This window comes from bacterium (assembly GCA_021372615.1).
Taxonomy (GTDB): Bacteria; Armatimonadota; Zipacnadia; order Zipacnadales; family UBA11051; genus JAJFUB01.
The window spans coordinates 1-15,817 of the sequence record JAJFUB010000110.1 but is presented as its reverse complement, the minus strand read 5'-3'; the positions used below and the strand labels follow the sequence as shown (position 1 = coordinate 15,817).

Annotated in this window: 2 protein-coding genes; one reads left to right on the top strand and one right to left on the bottom strand. The window is 71.8% G+C overall.

Annotated features, from left to right (window positions below):
- Nucleotides 1-7 precede the first annotated feature (7 nt).
- A complete protein-coding gene (locus LLH23_16390; GenBank protein MCE5240041.1) occupies nucleotides 8-12,397 on the bottom strand; it encodes a hypothetical protein in 12,390 nt (4,129 codons plus the stop codon).
- A gap of 416 nt (nucleotides 12,398-12,813) precedes the next feature.
- Between LLH23_16390 and LLH23_16385 the strand changes: the two genes are divergently transcribed.
- Nucleotides 12,814-15,774, top strand: coding sequence for a hypothetical protein (locus LLH23_16385; protein MCE5240040.1), 2,961 nt, complete (start codon nucleotides 12,814-12,816; stop codon nucleotides 15,772-15,774).
- Nucleotides 15,775-15,817: the final 43 nt, after the last annotated feature.

The following is a 15,817-nucleotide window of genomic DNA, read 5'->3' as shown; positions in this document are numbered from 1 at the left end:
GCGGCTGCTAGAAGGCCACCAGCAGACTGGCCAGGCCACCGTGGTTGTCGTAGCCACTGCCGAACTCGGCGAAGTAGCGCCCCGCCACGGATACGTTGTGGCCGGTGAACGTGACGCCGGCGGCGATGCGGAAGCGGTCGGTGCGCTCGCGCCCGTCAATGGTCAACAACTCGGTGGGCGCGCCGGCGAAGGCCGCCGAGACGTCCTCCGCGCCGCAGAACTCATGGTTCCACGCGAGCAGCAACTCCGGCACGAACACGTTCTCGCCCGACGGGATCACGCACGTCACCCGGACACCCAGCTCGGTGGCCAGGGACTGCGAAGTGCGACTGTCCACGATCAGATTCACGGCGTCAGCGCCGGTCTCGGTGAAGCCGTCCTCATGCAGCGAGGTGTAGTACAGGGAGGCGTACGGGTCCACGTTGACCGAGCCCATGCGCCGGTATAGCCCGGCGGTCAACAGCCCCGAGAAGGAGCTGCCGTCATGGCTACCCTCGGCATTGCGCACGTAGGACCCGACCGCGATGCCGCGCATCAGTTGGAACTCGTGCGAGCCGATGGCCAGGGCGCCCTCGACGTAGTACTGGCGGCCCAGGTAATCGGCGTACAGCGCGCCCAGCTTGCTGTTGACGCTGGCCTTCGCCGGGCCGATGTCCACCGTGAGGTCGAGCGCATTCTGGATGTACGCGGCGCCGACCGTGAAGCCGCCGGACAGCCGGTGCTCGTAGGCCATGCTGTTGCTCTGCAGGTCGAACTTGTAGCCCGGCAGACCCGGGTCCGGATCCTGCGTGCCGTTCTCGATGTAGTGGTCCGCCCAGAAGGCGTTCACCGCTTCGTGCTGCGGCTTGCTGCCATCGCCCAGCGCGGTCGGCACCACCTGCCGGCGGACTTCCTCGCGGCGCCGCTGCAGGTGCTGCAGCACGTTCGCCACGGTGCTCTGCGTGGTGTCTATCGTCGCCCGCGTCGCCGCGTCGTGGGCGGCCGGGGAGAGTTGGTCGTAGGCTGCCGCCACCTCGGCGACGGTCTCCATGCCCACCAGCTCGGACACGATCGGAGACATGTCGGTCTCCACGCCGGGAGCCTGGATGCGATTGAAGCAGTCGCCGATCTGGCCCTGGTTGCGGGCCAGGCCGTCGGGGGCGAAGTCCACGTCGGTCGCCAGCAGCACGTTGTTCGTGCCCGGGGTCAGGTCGAAGCTCACGATCGCCGAGGTCGGGTGGTTGAACTCGACGCCCGACACGTCAATCGCCTGGTTGCCCGAGAAGAGCACCCCGTCGCGGTGTCCGGACTGGATGGACCCGGGGTGCAGCAGCGTCAGGTTCACCTGGCCGTCCAGCGTGACTTTGCCGGTGGTGAGCAGCGCGTCCTGGCCGCCCGGGTTGGAGAGGTCTACCTGCAGATCGAACGAGCCGGTCGCGGTCTGCGTGTAGTCACCGGTCAGGTTCGTCACCTGCAGCTTCTCCGTGCCGCCGGGGCTGAGCAGGCCGGCGTTGGTGAACAGGCCGCCGTTCAGGTCAATGACCTGACCGGACAGGATGGTGCAGCCCTCGTTGTTGGTCATCTGCTGCGTCACGACGGCGGCGGTAGTGACCGAGGCCGTCCCGGTGTCGCCCTGGACCGTGTCGGCCTCGATGTTCATCTCGATGTTGCCGATGATGACGCCCCAGTTGTTGACCGTCGCGATGGTGCGGTTGCCGAGCACCGCGATGCCGTCTATCCCGTTGAGCGACCGGATGGTGCCGTAGTTGTTGACGGTGTTGTTGTTGCCGTCCATCAGGACGATCGCGCCCACATGCTCGCCGGTGCCGCCAGATACCGAGCCGCCTTCGGCGATGTTGATGGTGATGTCGCCCTTCCCCTGCAGGCCCTGGCTTTGCGCGACGATGCCGCAGGAGTACTGGCCCTCGGCGATGATGTTGCCGGTGACGGAGATCGTCACATTTCCGGCCTTGCCGTCGCCGGCTACGCTCTGGGCGAAGACGCCGTGCGAGCCCTTGGTGTAGTCAATGGTGCCGTCCTCACCCAACGTGTTCGGGCCGGCGGTGCGGATGTTGCCGTCCACCACCACGGTCACGTCGCCGGCATCGCCCGGGGCGCCCACGCTGCCGCTGAAGTTGATGCCGTACCCGTTGTTGCCGCTGACGCCACCGCCGCCGCCCACGCTCTGGGCGTAGATGCCACAGGCGGCAATGCCACGGGTCTCGATGTCGCCGCTGCTGGTGACGCTGACGGCCGCGCCGTTGCCACCCGCGCCGCCATCGCCGCCGATGGCCAGGCCGAGACCGATGCCGGCGAAGCCGAACACATCGGCCAGACAGCGGTCCACATTGCCTGCGATCCCGCCGCCACCGCCGACGCTCTGCGCCTCGATGCCGTGGGCGCCGTCGCCATAGGTGTCAATCCGGGCGCTGTTGGTCACCGTGACGGCGCCTGCGTCGCCTCCGGCGCCGCCCGAGCCGCCGATGCCGCACTTGCCCGTCGCGCCGATGACCGCCTTGCCCGTCGAGTCTTCGGACTGGGCGAAGCTGCGGGCCAAGCCGCCGCCGCCGCCCACGCTCTGGGCGAGGATGCCGATCGAGGCATTCCCCTTGGTCAGGATGGTGCCGCTGTTAGTGACAGTCACGTCCTTGGCGTCGCCATGGGCGCCCTGGCTACCACCAACGACCAGCGACAGGTCACGTGCCATGCCCAGGGCCGTCTTGACGATCTTGTTCCCGCCGCCGCCGGCTTCCTCAAGGATCAGGCCGGCGATGGCCCACGGGCCGTCGGCCATCGTGCCGGTGCCGAGGATGCCGTCGCCGCCGGCGCCGCCGCCGGCGCCCACGCTCTGGGCGAAGATGCCGTTGGAGCAGGCGCCCTCGGTGTAGATCATGCCGGAGTTGTTGACGACCACCTCGCCGGCGTCGGCCGCCGTACCGCCGTTGCCGCCGATGACCATCTGCAGCTTCCAGTTGCTGCCCATCGTCTCGCCTTCCTGGAGCTTGCTGCTGCCCTGCTTCAGGAGGATGGCGAGAGACCGCGCCGCGCCGCCGTTGCCGCCGCCCCCGCCGATGCTCTGGGCGCGGATGCCGTCGGACAGGTTGCCGAGGGTCGCGATGGTCGCCGTGTTGGTGACGTCCACGTTGCCGGCGACGTTGCCGTCACCGCCGACACCGCCGACCGAGACATTCGCGTCAATCGAGTGGCCCTGGTTGGCCGCGCCGCGAGCGATGGTGACAGCGAAGCTGTCGCCACCGTTGCCGCCGCCGCCGCCGATGCTCTGAGCCAGGATGCCGTAGGAGTCATCGCCGCGCGTCACGATCGCCGCGTTGCTGGTGACCGAGACATTGCCGGCGTAGTTGCCGCTGCCGCCGACGCCGCCGATGGAGACTGCCGCGTTGACATTGTAGGTGTCCTTGCCGCCGCCGAAGCCAGCGCCCAGGGACATGGACGAGCCGCCGTTGCCGCCGCCCCCGCCGATGCTCTGCGCCAGGATGCCGGTGGACTGGATCCCGTGAGTGTCAATCTGGCCGTCGTTCACCACGGTCACGTCGCTGGAGTAGCCGCCGGCGCCACCCCAGCCGCCCATGCTGACCGCGATGGACTTGGCCTCGGTGCCGCCGACCGACCCGGCGAAGGCATACCCACCGTTACCGCCGCCGCCACCGATGCTCTGCGCCAGGATGCCGACAGCGCCGTAACTGTACGCGCCGATCGGGTCAATGGACGGCTCCTCGGCCAACTCGTCGGGGTCTATGAACCCATCGAACCCGGCAAGGGTCTGGATGTGGCCGGAGTTGGTGACGGTCACTGTACCGCCATTGCCGCCCGCGCCGCCGAACCCGCCGAGGCTCAGCGAGATGTCCTTGGAGTTGGTGCCCTTGCCCAGCGCGCCGCTGGCGCTGAAGCCGCCCGTGCCGCCGCCACCACCGATGCTCTGGGCGAGGATCCCGTGCGACTTGTCGCCCTCGGTGACGACATCGCCCGTATTGCTGAGGGTCACGGCGCCGCCATCGCCCGCCGCGGCGCCGAAGCCACCGATGGAGAGCGACAGGTTGACTTGCTTCTCGTCCGTGCCGATGGCTGCCGCCAGACTGCCACCGCCATCGCCGCCACCGCCACCCACGCTCTGGGCGAACAGGCCGTATGCCGCCGCCCCGTGCGTGGTGACCAGGGCGCTGTTGTTGAGAGTGACCTGATCCCCGTTGCCGGCCACGCCACCGGCGCCGCCGACGGAGACAGCGAGGTTCGTCCCGTCGCCGAAGCCGCCGGTGAACGAGCCGCTGAAGCCACCGGCGCCGCCGCCGCCACCGACGCTCTGGGCGAAGACACCGTGTGAGCCGTCACCTTCGGTGTAGACCTGGCCGGTGTTGGTCAGCAGCACGGTCGCGGCATCGCCGCCCGCGCCGCCGAAACCGCCCATGCTGGCGGTCAGGCCGCCGCTCTCCTTGGAGAAGCTGCCGGCGAGACTGAAGCCGCCGATGCCGCCGCCGCCGCCGAGGCTCTGCGCCAGGACGCCCCACGATACGCCGCCATAGGTTGCGACACTCGCGCTGTTGGACAGGGTCACATCGCCACCGTCGCCGCCCTCGCCGCCGAAGCCGCCAACACTGAATGCGAGCGCCCGGTTCTTGCTGGCCCCACCAGCGATGCTGAAGCCGCCGGCCCCGCCACCACCGCCCACGCTCTGGGCCACCACGCCCCCAGCGTTGTCGCCGGAGGTGACGACGACCTGGCCGGTGTTGGTGACACTCACCGATCCGGCGTCACCGCCGCCACCGCCGAAGCCGCCGATGGAAGCGCCGATGGCGTTGCCGTCGGTGCTGATGCCCCCAGCGACGCTGAACCCGCCCGCCCCGCCGCCACCGCCCACGCTCTCGGCGAGGATGCCGTAGGCGTATGCTCCCTTGGTGGACAGGTTGCTGCAACTGGTGACGGTCACACTGGAGCCGTCCCCGCCCTGCGCGCCCCAGCCGCCGAGAGCGAGGGTGACGCTGGTGGACTTGCTGATGCCGCCGGCCACGCTGAAGCCGCCGTTACCACCGCCGCCCCCCACGCTCTGCGCGAGTATCGCGTTGCTCCGATCGCCGGAGGTCACGACGGAGTCCCCGGTGCTCGCCAGGGTCACGGCCCCGCCATTGCCGCCGCCGGCCCCGAAGCCGCCGACGCTCAGGCCGACCGCCGAACTGTCGGTGGAGATGCCCAGGACGGCGCTGAAGCCACCGTTGCCGCCGCCCCCGCCGATGCTCTGGGCCGCGATCCCGTTGGCGTCGGCGCCCTCAGTGATGACCGTGGAGGTGCTGCTGACACCCACCGTGCTGCCGTTGCCACCGCCGCCGCCACTGCCGCCGAGGCTGAGGTTGACGGCGGCGGACTTGGCGATCCCGCCCGCGACGCTAAAGCCGCCGTTGCCGCCGCCGCCGCCGAGGCTCTGGGCCAGGATGCCCGCGGACCGGTCACCCAGCGTGTGGATGTACTGCGCGGTGTCTGTCACGGTGACTGCCGAGCCGTCGCCGCCGCCCATGCCGAAGCCGCCGATGCTCAAGCCTACCGCCGCGCTGTCGGTGGAGATGCTGCCGGTCACGCTGAAGCCGCCGTTGCCGCCGCCCCCGCCGATGCTCTGCGCCAGAATGCCATTGGAGTCGGCGCCCGCAGTGTGGATGCTAGTTGAACTGGTCACGTCTACGGTGCCCGACGCGCCGGCATTCCCGCCAAAGCCGCCGAGGCTGAGGTTGACTGCAGCGGACTTGCTGATGCTGCCCGCGATGCTGAAGCCACCGTTACCGCCGCCCCCGCCGATGCTCTGCGCCAGGATGCCGTCGGACCGGTCGCCGTCGGTGAAGATGGTGGTGCCGCTGCCGTCGCCGACGGCCGCCGTGCTTACGCCGCCGCTGGTGACGCTGACGGCGCCTGCCGCCCCACCGCCGCCACCGAAGCCGCCGACGCTCAGCCCGACTGCGGCGCTGTTGGTCGAGACGCCGCCCACGACGCTGAAGCCGCCGTTGCCGCCGCCCCCGCCGATGCTCTGCGCCGCGATGCCACGGGAGTCGGCGCCCTGGGTGCTGATGCTGGCCAGGCTGCCCACGGTCACGCTGTCCGCGTTGCCGCCGCCATCGCCGGCCCCGCCCACGCTGAGGTTCACCGCCGCCGAATTACTGATCCCGGCCGACACGCTGAAGCCGCCGTTGCCGCCGCCGCCACCCAGGCTCTGAGCCAGGATGCCGTCCGCGCGGTCGCCGGCCGTCGTGATGACAGCCCCGGTGTTGTCTACCGTCACGGCCGCCGCGTTGCCACCGCCGGCGCCGAAGCCGCCGACGCTGAGCCCCACGGCAGCGCTGTTGGTCGAGATGCCGCCCGTGACGCTGAAGCCGCCGTTGCCGCCGCCGCCGCCGATGCTCTGCGCCACAAGGCCGCCGGAGTCGGCGCCCTGAGTGCCGACCTCGGCGGTATTGCTGACCGCCACCGTGTCGGCGTTGCCGCCGCCGTCGCCGAAGCCGCCGAGGCTGAGGTTGACCGCCGCGGAGTTGCTGATCCCGGCCGCCACGCTGAAGCCGCCGTTGCCGCCACCGCCGCCGAGGCTCTGGGCCAGTACGCCATCGGCCCGGTCGCCGGCGGTGGTGATGACCGACCCGGTGTTGGTGACCGTCACAGCCGCTGCGTCGCCGCCGCCGCCGCCGAAGCCGCCGACGCTGGCGCCGACCGCCGCACTGCTCGTGGAGATGCTGCCCGTCACGCTGAAGCCGCCGTTGCCACCGCCGCCGCCGATGCTCTGCGCCACGAGACCGCCGGAGTCGGCGCCCTGTGTGCCGACGTCGGCCGTGTTGCTGACGTCCACGGTGCCGGCGGCGCCGCCGGTGTCGCCGAAGCCGCCAAGGCTCAGGTTCACGGCTGCCGAGTTGCTGATGCTGCCGGCCACGCTAAAGCCGCCGTTGCCGCCGCCGCCACCGAGGCTCTGGGCCAGGATGCCGTCGGCCCGGTCGCCCTCGGTGCTGATGATCGCGCCGGTGTTGCTCACGCTCACAGCCGCCGCGTTGCCGCCGCCGGCGCCGAAGCCGCCGACGCTGGCGCCTACTGCCGCGCTGCTGGTGGAGATGCCGCCGGTGACGCTGAAGCCGCCGTTGCCGCCGCCCCCGCCGATGCTCTGGGCCACCACGGCGCTGGAGTCATGTCCGGTGGTACCGATGTTGGCGGCGTTGCTCACACCCACGGTGCCGGCGTTGCCGCCGCCCCCGCCGAAGCCGCCGAGGCTCAGGTTCACGGCCGCGGACTCGCTGATGCCGGCCGCGACGCTGAAGCCACCATTGCCACCGCCACCGCCGAGGCTCTGGGCCAGGATGCCATCCGCCCGGTCGCCCTGGGTGCTGATGGTGGCGCCGGTGTTGTTGACCGTGACCGCGCCGGCGTCTCCGCCGCCGTCACCGAACCCGCCCACGCTTGCCCCGATGCTAGGCCCGCCTACCGTGATGCCGCCGGTGACGCTGAAGCCGCCCGAGCCGCCGCCCCCGCCGATGCTCTGTGCGACGATGGCGCCGGAGTCGGCGCCGGTGGTGCCGATGTCGGCACTGTTGGTGACGGAGACCGTGTCGGCGATGCCGGCATTGGCGCCGAAGCCGCCGAGGCTCAGGTTGACCGTGGCGGAGTTGCTGATGCCGCCCGCCACACTGAAGCCGCCGTCGCCGCCGCCGCCGCCAATGCTCTGCGCCAGAATGCCGTAGGCGCGCTCCCCGGCGGTCGTGAGCAGCGTCCCGGAGTTGGTGAGTGTGACCTGTCCGCCGGCCCCACCGTCGCCGCCGAACCCGCCGACGCTGATGCCGACCGTCGCGCCTTCGGCGCTGATGCCGCCCACGACGCTGAAGCCACCCGCGCCGCCGCCGCCACCCAGGCTCTGGGCGACCAGGCCGTGCGACTCGGCCCCGCCCGTCGCGACGTCCGCCGCACTACTGACGCTGACGACCCCGCCGCTGCCGCCCGTGCCGCCGAAGCCGCCGAGGCTCAGGTTCACAGAGGTGACATCGCTGATGCCACCGGATACGCTGAAGCCGCCCGCGCCGCCGCCCCCACCGATGCTCTGGGCCAGGACGCCTGTCGAGCGGTCGCCGATCGTCTGGAGCGCCATGCCGGTGTTGTTCACCGTGACGCTCAGGCCGTCCCCGCCGCCCCCGCCGAAGCCACCGACGCTGGCCCCGACCTGTGCGCCCTGGACGGAGATCCCGCCCGTGACGGCGAAGCCGCCCGAGCCGCCGCCGCCACCGATGCTCTGGGCCATGATGCCATGGGCCTCGGCGCCCTGCGTATACGTGTCTGCCGTGCTGCTGACGCTCACATTGCCCGCCGCCCCGCCGTCGCCGGCGAAGCCGCCGACAGCGAGGTTGACGGCCGCGTAGCCGCTGATCCCGGCCGCCACGCTGAAGCCGCCGTTGCCGCCGCCCCCGCCCAGGGCCTGCGCCAGGATGCCGCACGAGCCGTCGCCGACCGTGGTGAGCAGGGAGCCGGTGTTGGTCACGGTGACCGCGGCCGCATCCCCGCCGCCGCCGCCGAAGCCGCCCACGCTGGCGCTGACCTGCGCCGCGCCGCCCACGCTGCCGCCCACGCTGAAGCCGCCGTTGCCGCCGCCCCCGCCGATGCTCTGGGCCTCAATGCCATGGGACTGCGCGCCGGAGGTGCCGATGTCGGCTGCGTTACTGACATCCACCGTGCTGGCGCTGCCGGCGTCGCCGCCGAAGCCGCCGAGGCTGAGAGCCAGGCCGCCGCCGCCGCCGATGGCGCCGGACACGCTGAAGCCGCCGTTGCCGCCGCCCCCGCCCAGGCTCTGGGCCAGGATGCCGGTGGAACGGTCGCCCACGGTCTGGATGGTCTGCCCGGTATTGGCGACCGCGACGCTGCCTGCGCTGCCCCCGCCGCCACCGAAGCCGCCGACGCTGACGCTGACGCCGTTGGAGCTGCTCAGAGCGCCAGCCACGCTGAAGCCGCCGTTGCCGCCACCGCCGCCGATGCTCTGGGCGGCCAGGCCATGCGAGTCGGCCCCCGCCGTGCTGACATCGCCCGCGCTGGTGACGCTGACGTTGCCGCCTGCGCCGCCGCCGTCGCCGAACCCGCCGAGGCTGAGGTTCACGGCTGCGGAGTTGCCGATGCCGCCGGCCACGCTGAAGCCGCCGTTGCCGCCGCCGCCACCCAGGCTCTGGGCCAGCACGCCACTGGACCGATCGCCCTGCGTCTCGATCAGCACGCCGGTGGTGTTCACTGTCACGCTGGAGCCGTCGCCGCCGCTGTCGCCGAAGCCACCGACGCTCGCCCCGATCTGCGCGCCCGAGGCGGAGATGCCGGCAGCTACGCTGAAGCCACCCGAGCCGCCGCCGCCGCCGATGCTCTGGGCGAGAATGCCGCCGGAGTCGGCGCCCTGGGTGCCGATGCTGCTGGAGTTGGTGACATCCACGGTGCCTGCGGCGCCGGCGCTGCCGCCGAAGCCGCCGAGGCTGAGACTGACGCTGATGGCGTTGGAGATGCCGCCCGAAACGCTGAAGCCGCCGTCACCACCACCGCCGCCCAGGCTCTGGGCGAGAATGCCGATGGAGCGCTCGCCGGCGGTCGTGATCGTCGCGCCGGTGCTGCCGAGGGCCACGTTGCCCGCCGCGCCGCCGCCGCCGCCGAAGCCGCCGACGCTGGCCCCGACCGTGGCGCCGAGGGCCGAGATGCCTCCGGCCACGCTGAACCCGCCCGTGCCGCCGCCGCCACCGATGCTCTGGGCGGCCAGGCCGTGCGCGTCAGCGCCGCTGGTCGCGACACTGCCGCCGCTGGTCAGGCTTACGCTGGAGGCATTGCCGGCGTTGCCGCCGCCGCCGCCCACACCAATCTGTATGGCGGTGCCCAGGCTGAGGCTCCCCGCCGCCGCAAAGCCGCCGTCGCCGCCGCCGCCGCCCACGCTCTGGGCCAGGACGCCATAGGCGTGCTCGCCGCCGGTTGCGATATCACCGGAGGTGTTGACGGTCACGGCGTTGGCGCTGCCGCCATCGCCGCCACTGCCGCCGACGCTGACCGAGGCCGAGATGCCCAGGCTGCCGCTGGCCGCGACGCTGAAGCCGCCCGAACCGCCGCCGCCGCCGATGCTCTGGGCGAAGATGCCGTGTGAGTTGGCCCCGCTGGTGGTGATCGAGTTGCCGTTGCCGACGCTGACCTCGCCGCCGTCGCCGCCCTGGCCCCCGCTGCCGCCGATGGCGACCGCCAGGGAGCCCTCGTTGCCGACCGCGACGGTGATGCTGTAGCCGCCGTTGCCGCCGCCGCCGCCGACGCTCTGGGCGAAGATGCCCTGGGAGTTCGCCCCCGAGGTGGTGATGCTGCCGGCGCCATTATCAATGGTGACCTTGTTGCTGTCGCCGCCGGGCCCGCCCTTGCCGCCGATGCTGAGCGAGACGTAGGCGCTGGCCGCCACGGCGCCACCGCCGGTGCCGCCACCGCCGCCAATGCTCTGGGCGAAGATGCCCGCGCCGTCATCGGACGAAGTCTGTAGGGTGCCGCTGCTGCTGACGTAGACCTCGCCAGCGTTGCCACCGGACAAGCCCTTGCCGCCGAAGGAGAACAGGCCGCCGGCAAAGCCGCCGTCGCCGCCGCCGCCGCCGATGCTCTGGGCAAAGATGGCGTGCTGGACGGCGGTGATGTTGCCGCTGCTGGTGACGGAGACGTTGCCGGCATTGCCGGCGCTGCCGCCGCTGCCGCCGATCGCGACCGCCCCGCCGGAGGCCGCCCCGTTGCCGCCGCCGCCACCGACGCTCTGGGCATAGATGCCGCTGGATCCGAGCTGCGTGGTAGTGAGGTTGCCGACGCTGGTGACGGTGACACTCCCGCCATTGCCGCCGGTGCTGCCGCTGCCGCCGATGGACACCAGGCCGCCCGACCCGGAGCCGCTGCCGCCGCCGCCGCCCACGCTCTGGGCGAAGATCGCGTGCCAGGTAGAGTTGATGTCCCCCTCATTGTGGACGGTGACGCTGCCAGCGTTGCCGCCGCCACCGCCCGAGCCACCCACGGACACCAGCCCGCCCGAGCCGCGCCCGTCACCGCCGCCGCCGCCAATGCTCTGGGCGAAGATGCCCGATGCGTTGGCCCCGGTGACGGTGAGCGTGCCGCTGCTCGAGACTTCCACGTTGCCGCCGTTGCCGCTGCCGCCGCCCGAGCCGCCGATGGACACGAGGCCGCCCGACCCGGCTCCGCTGCCGCCGCCGCCACCGACGCTCTGGGCGAAGATGGCATCGCCCGACGAGACGATGGCGCCAGTGTTCGTGACGGTCACGTGGCCGCCGCTGCCGCCGCCCGAACCCTTGCCGCCCAGGGAGACGAGGCCGCCGGAACCTCCGCCGTCGCCGCCGCCACCCCCGATGCTCTGAGCGTAGATCCCGCGCGCGCCGGCGCCCGTGGCGCTCAGGGCGCCACTGTTGGTGATGGACACGCTACCACCGCTGCCGCCGCCGCCACCGTCGCCGCCGAGCGCCAGCACACCACCCACACCGCCCGAACTCCCGCCGCCGCCGCCGATGCTCTCGGCGAAGATCGCGTGGGCGTAGGCGCCGGTGGTGGCAATGGTGCCGGTATTGGTGACTTCGGCCGTGCCGCCGGCGCCGCCGGTGCCGCCGTCCGAACCGAAGGCGAAGAGCCCGCCGCCACTCCCCGAGCCGCCGGCGGTGCCGCCGATGCTCTGGGCGAAGATGCCATAGGAGTAGCTACCGGAGGTCTGGATGCTGCCGCCGCTGGTGATGTTGACTGTGCCGCCGAGGCCGCTGTTGGCGCCCGCGCCGGCCTCCGCGTAGAACAGGCCGCCGCTGTTGCCGCCCTGACCGCCCTTCCCGCCGAAGCTCTGCCCGAGGATGCCGTTCGACTTATCGGCGCTGGTGGTGATGCTGCCGGCGCTGTTGATCGTGACCGTGCGGCCGCTACCGGCCGCCCCGCCATCGCCTGCGCTGCCACCCAGGGACACATCGCAGTCGCCGCCGCTTCCGCCCCTGCCGCCGACGCTCTGGCCCCAGATGCCATGCGTGTTGGTCGGCGACATCGTGGCCGCGCTGGTGATCGAGATGATGGAGCCATCGCCACCGCTACCGCCATCGGCGGCGTTGCCGCCGATGTACATGTCACCACCGTGCCCGCCGGTGCCACCGGTGCCCTGGGCGCTGATGCTCGGGTAGGCCCAGCCCCCGGGCTGGGAGATGGTGTCGCCGCCGACGTTGATGCTGATGGAGCTGGCGTTGCTGCCGTCCTCGCCGTCGTCGGCGCCGATGCCGACACCGCCGTCGCCGCCGGAGTCGCCGTTGCTGCCGCTGCGGACCTCACGAATCGGCGGAATCACGGCCTCGGTCGTGACCGAGCCGTCGGCGTTGATCGTGGCAGCGTCATCGGCCCAGGCCGTGCCGGGGCCAAAGCACACGACCGCCACGCACAGTGCCGCCAGTAGCAGTAGACTCAGGTGCAGGGGGGGACCAGCAGGGCGAGATGGGTCAGGAGGAACACGACGCGCGACTATCCGGGCACGCAGACCTGACGTCGTGGTAGCGCGACTCATGCGGACGCCTCCCGATGCGCAAGATCAGACGACCGGCGACGGCTCGTCATCCAGCGCCCGCTGGGCTGCGATGGACCACACCGCCCCCCCGATAGAAGCGTGCGTGTAGTGGGCACCCGGACAGTAATAGTAGAGTACGATAGTATGTACGTTCCGCGCCATCTGTCAAGCACCTTCCGGGGCGCCTTCCGCGCAGGAATCTCCCGGTCGGGCGGCCAACAGAGCGTCGGACTCAAGTGACCATGCGAGGGCACAGGATGCGTCCGTTCGGTGGTGTACGCTGGTTGGCCATGGCCAGCCTCGCTCTGCTGACAACGCCGGCCTTGGCCGGGCCGGTGCTGCAGTGGACCGAGGCTGCCCCGCGCGACCAGATCCTGCGTGACTGGCTGCAACAGGACGGCGCTGACCCCGGCGCCTGCTTCACCGAGGCCCGGGGCCATGCCGCCGAGCGTGCCGCCGTCGAGCACGCCCTCTCCAGTCTACAGGACCGGGCCGCCGGAGAGGCCTTCCGGCGGGAGCTGCAGGCCCTCGTCGCCGCCGGGGCGCCGGGCACGGACGCCCGCTGGCGCGACCTGTACGACCGTGTCTGCACCGCCCGGCGGCAGGAGCGTCTCTCCTGGACCGCGGGCCTCCAGGCCCGCACGGGTAGCGGCTCTGGAGAGCCGCGCTCCTTCGTCTACACCCGCCACTACAACCTCGGCGGGTCCCACTACGCCTACACCGAGGGGCAGTCGGATGCCCAGGCAGAGCGGCACTTCGTGGCCGGCGCGGCACTGTGCCTGCTGAAGCTGGACGGGCCCTTCGCGCAGACGGCGACCCTCGTGGACGCCCCCACGGGCGTCATTCGCGACCCCGACGTGGACTACGACGGGCGGCATGTCCTGTTCTCGTGGAAGAAGTCCGACCGCGAGGATGACTACCATCTCTACGAATACGACATGGAGACCGGGCAGGTGCGGCAGATCACCGAGGGCCTGGGCTTTGCCGACTATGAGGGCGTGTACCTGCCCGACGGTCAGATCCTCTTCAACTCCACCCGTTGCGTGCAGATAGTGGATTGCTGGTGGACGGAAGTGAGCAACCTGTACCTCTGCCGGCGCGACGGGCGGGCCCTGCGGCGGCTGGGCTACGACCAGGTCCACACGAACTGCCCCCAGGTACTGGGTGACGGGCGGGTCGTCTACACGCGCTGGGACTACAACGACCGCGGGCAGATCTTCCCCCAGGCGCTGTTCCAGATGAACCCCGACGGCACCGGCCAGGCCGAGTACTATGGCAACAACTCCTGGTTCCCCACCACGCTGATCCACGCGCGGCCGCTCCCCGGCGAAGACCGCCTCCTGGCCATCGCCACCGGCCACCACAGCGACCAGAGCGGCAAGCTGGTGGTCGTGGACCGCACCCGGGGGCAGCAGGAGAACGAGGGCGTGCAGTTGATCGCCCCGGTGCGCGACACCCCGGCGGTGCGTGTGGATGCCTACGGCCAGGACGGCGAGCAGTTCGGCTACCCGTACCCTGTGGACAGTCACACCTTTCTCGTCGCCTATGCCCCGGCGGGCGAGCCGCGCGAGGGTCTCTTCGCCAAGGGGCACTTCGGGCTCTACTGGATGGACATGGACGGCCGGCGGGAGCTGCTGGCCTGGGACGCGGCGCGGCCCTGCAACCAGCCGGTCGCGCTGGTGCCGCGCGCCCGGCCGCCGACCCGTCCCAGTGCGGTAGACTACCGCCAGACCCAGGGCACGTTCTTCCTGCAGGACATCTATGCGGGGGCGGGTCTGTCGGGCGTGGCGCGGGGCGCGATCAAGCGTCTGCGAGTCGTGGGACTCGACTTCCGTGCCGCCGGCATTCGTGCCAACGGCAGCAACGGCCCCGCCGGGGCTGCCATGGCCAGCACACCGATCGCGGTCGGCAACGGCTCCTGGGACGTGAAGACCGTCTACGGTGAGGCCGAGGTACAGGCGGACGGGTCGGCCTGGTTCACCGCCCCGGCGCGCACGGCGCTGTACTTCCAGGCCCTCGATGCCCGTGGCCGGGCGGTGCAGACCATGCGCTCCTGGGCCACGCTCCAGCCCGGCGAGTACGCCTCGTGCGTCGGCTGCCACGAGCCCAAGCCCGCCGCTCCCGTCGTCTCCCGCCCGGCGACGCCGGCCGGTCCGCAGGCCCTGCGCCCCTTCTATGGCCTCCCGCGCGGCTTCAGCTTCATCCGCGAGGTCCAGCCGCTGCTGGACCGCCGCTGCATCGCCTGCCATGCCGACCGCAGCGCGTCCCGCCCCGGGGCGGCCGAGGTCGTCAGCCGCGAGCGCCTCGACCGCGCGACCCCGCTCCACCCGGCGGACATGGCCTGGCAGTTCACCACCGACAAGCCCCCGACGGGCTGGGAGCAGCCGGCGTCTGACGCCGGCCGGTGGGCGAGCGGCGTCCCAGGCTTCGGCACCCAGGGCACGCCCGGGATCCAGGTCAAGACCGTCTGGCGGACCCCGGATATCTGGCTGCGGGGCAGCTTCACCCTCGACCGTGACCTGGCGGGCCACCAGCTTGCGGCCATGACCTACCACGATGAGGACGTGGAGATCTACCTCAACGGCGTGCGGGCGGCGGAGGCGACGGGCTATGTGGTCGCCGCCCATCCGCTGGCGGTCAAGCCGGCGGCGGCGGCGGCCCTGCACCGGGGCGTGAACACGATCGCGGTGCACTGCCACCAGACCGTCGGCGGCCAGGGCGTGTCCGTGGTGCTGCTGGACCTGGGGGCCGTGGAGGGGCCGGATACCATCCGGCCCATGCGCAACGGCGGGCCGGCTGATAGCCGGCCCCTCCGGGTCTTCAGCCTCCTGGGCACGCAGACCCCCGAGGCGGCCTCTGGGCGGCAGTGGAGCGATGCCTACCTCGCACTCACGAACGCCTACGTCAACCCCGGCCAGGGCTACCTGGCCGGACACCCGACGCCCCTGGTGAACTGGGTGGGCGCCCAGAGCGCGCCCCCGATCCTGCCGCCCAATAGCGTTGGCGCCACGCAGAGTCGCCTGCTGGGCATGCTCGACGCGGGCCACCACGGCGTGAAGCTCTCAACCGAGGAGTACGAGCGGCTGGCCTGCTGGATTGACCTGAACATCCCCTACTGTGGCGACTACACCGAGGCGAACTGCTGGACCGACGCGGAGAAGGCGAAGTACGACCACCTCCTGCAGAAGCGCCGCCTGTCCGACGCCCTGGAGCGCCAGGGCGTGGCGGAGTGGCTGGCAGGAGGGCTGTAGAAGGGCTGTAGGGCGGGGGCTTGTACCCCGCCCCGCATGGCAC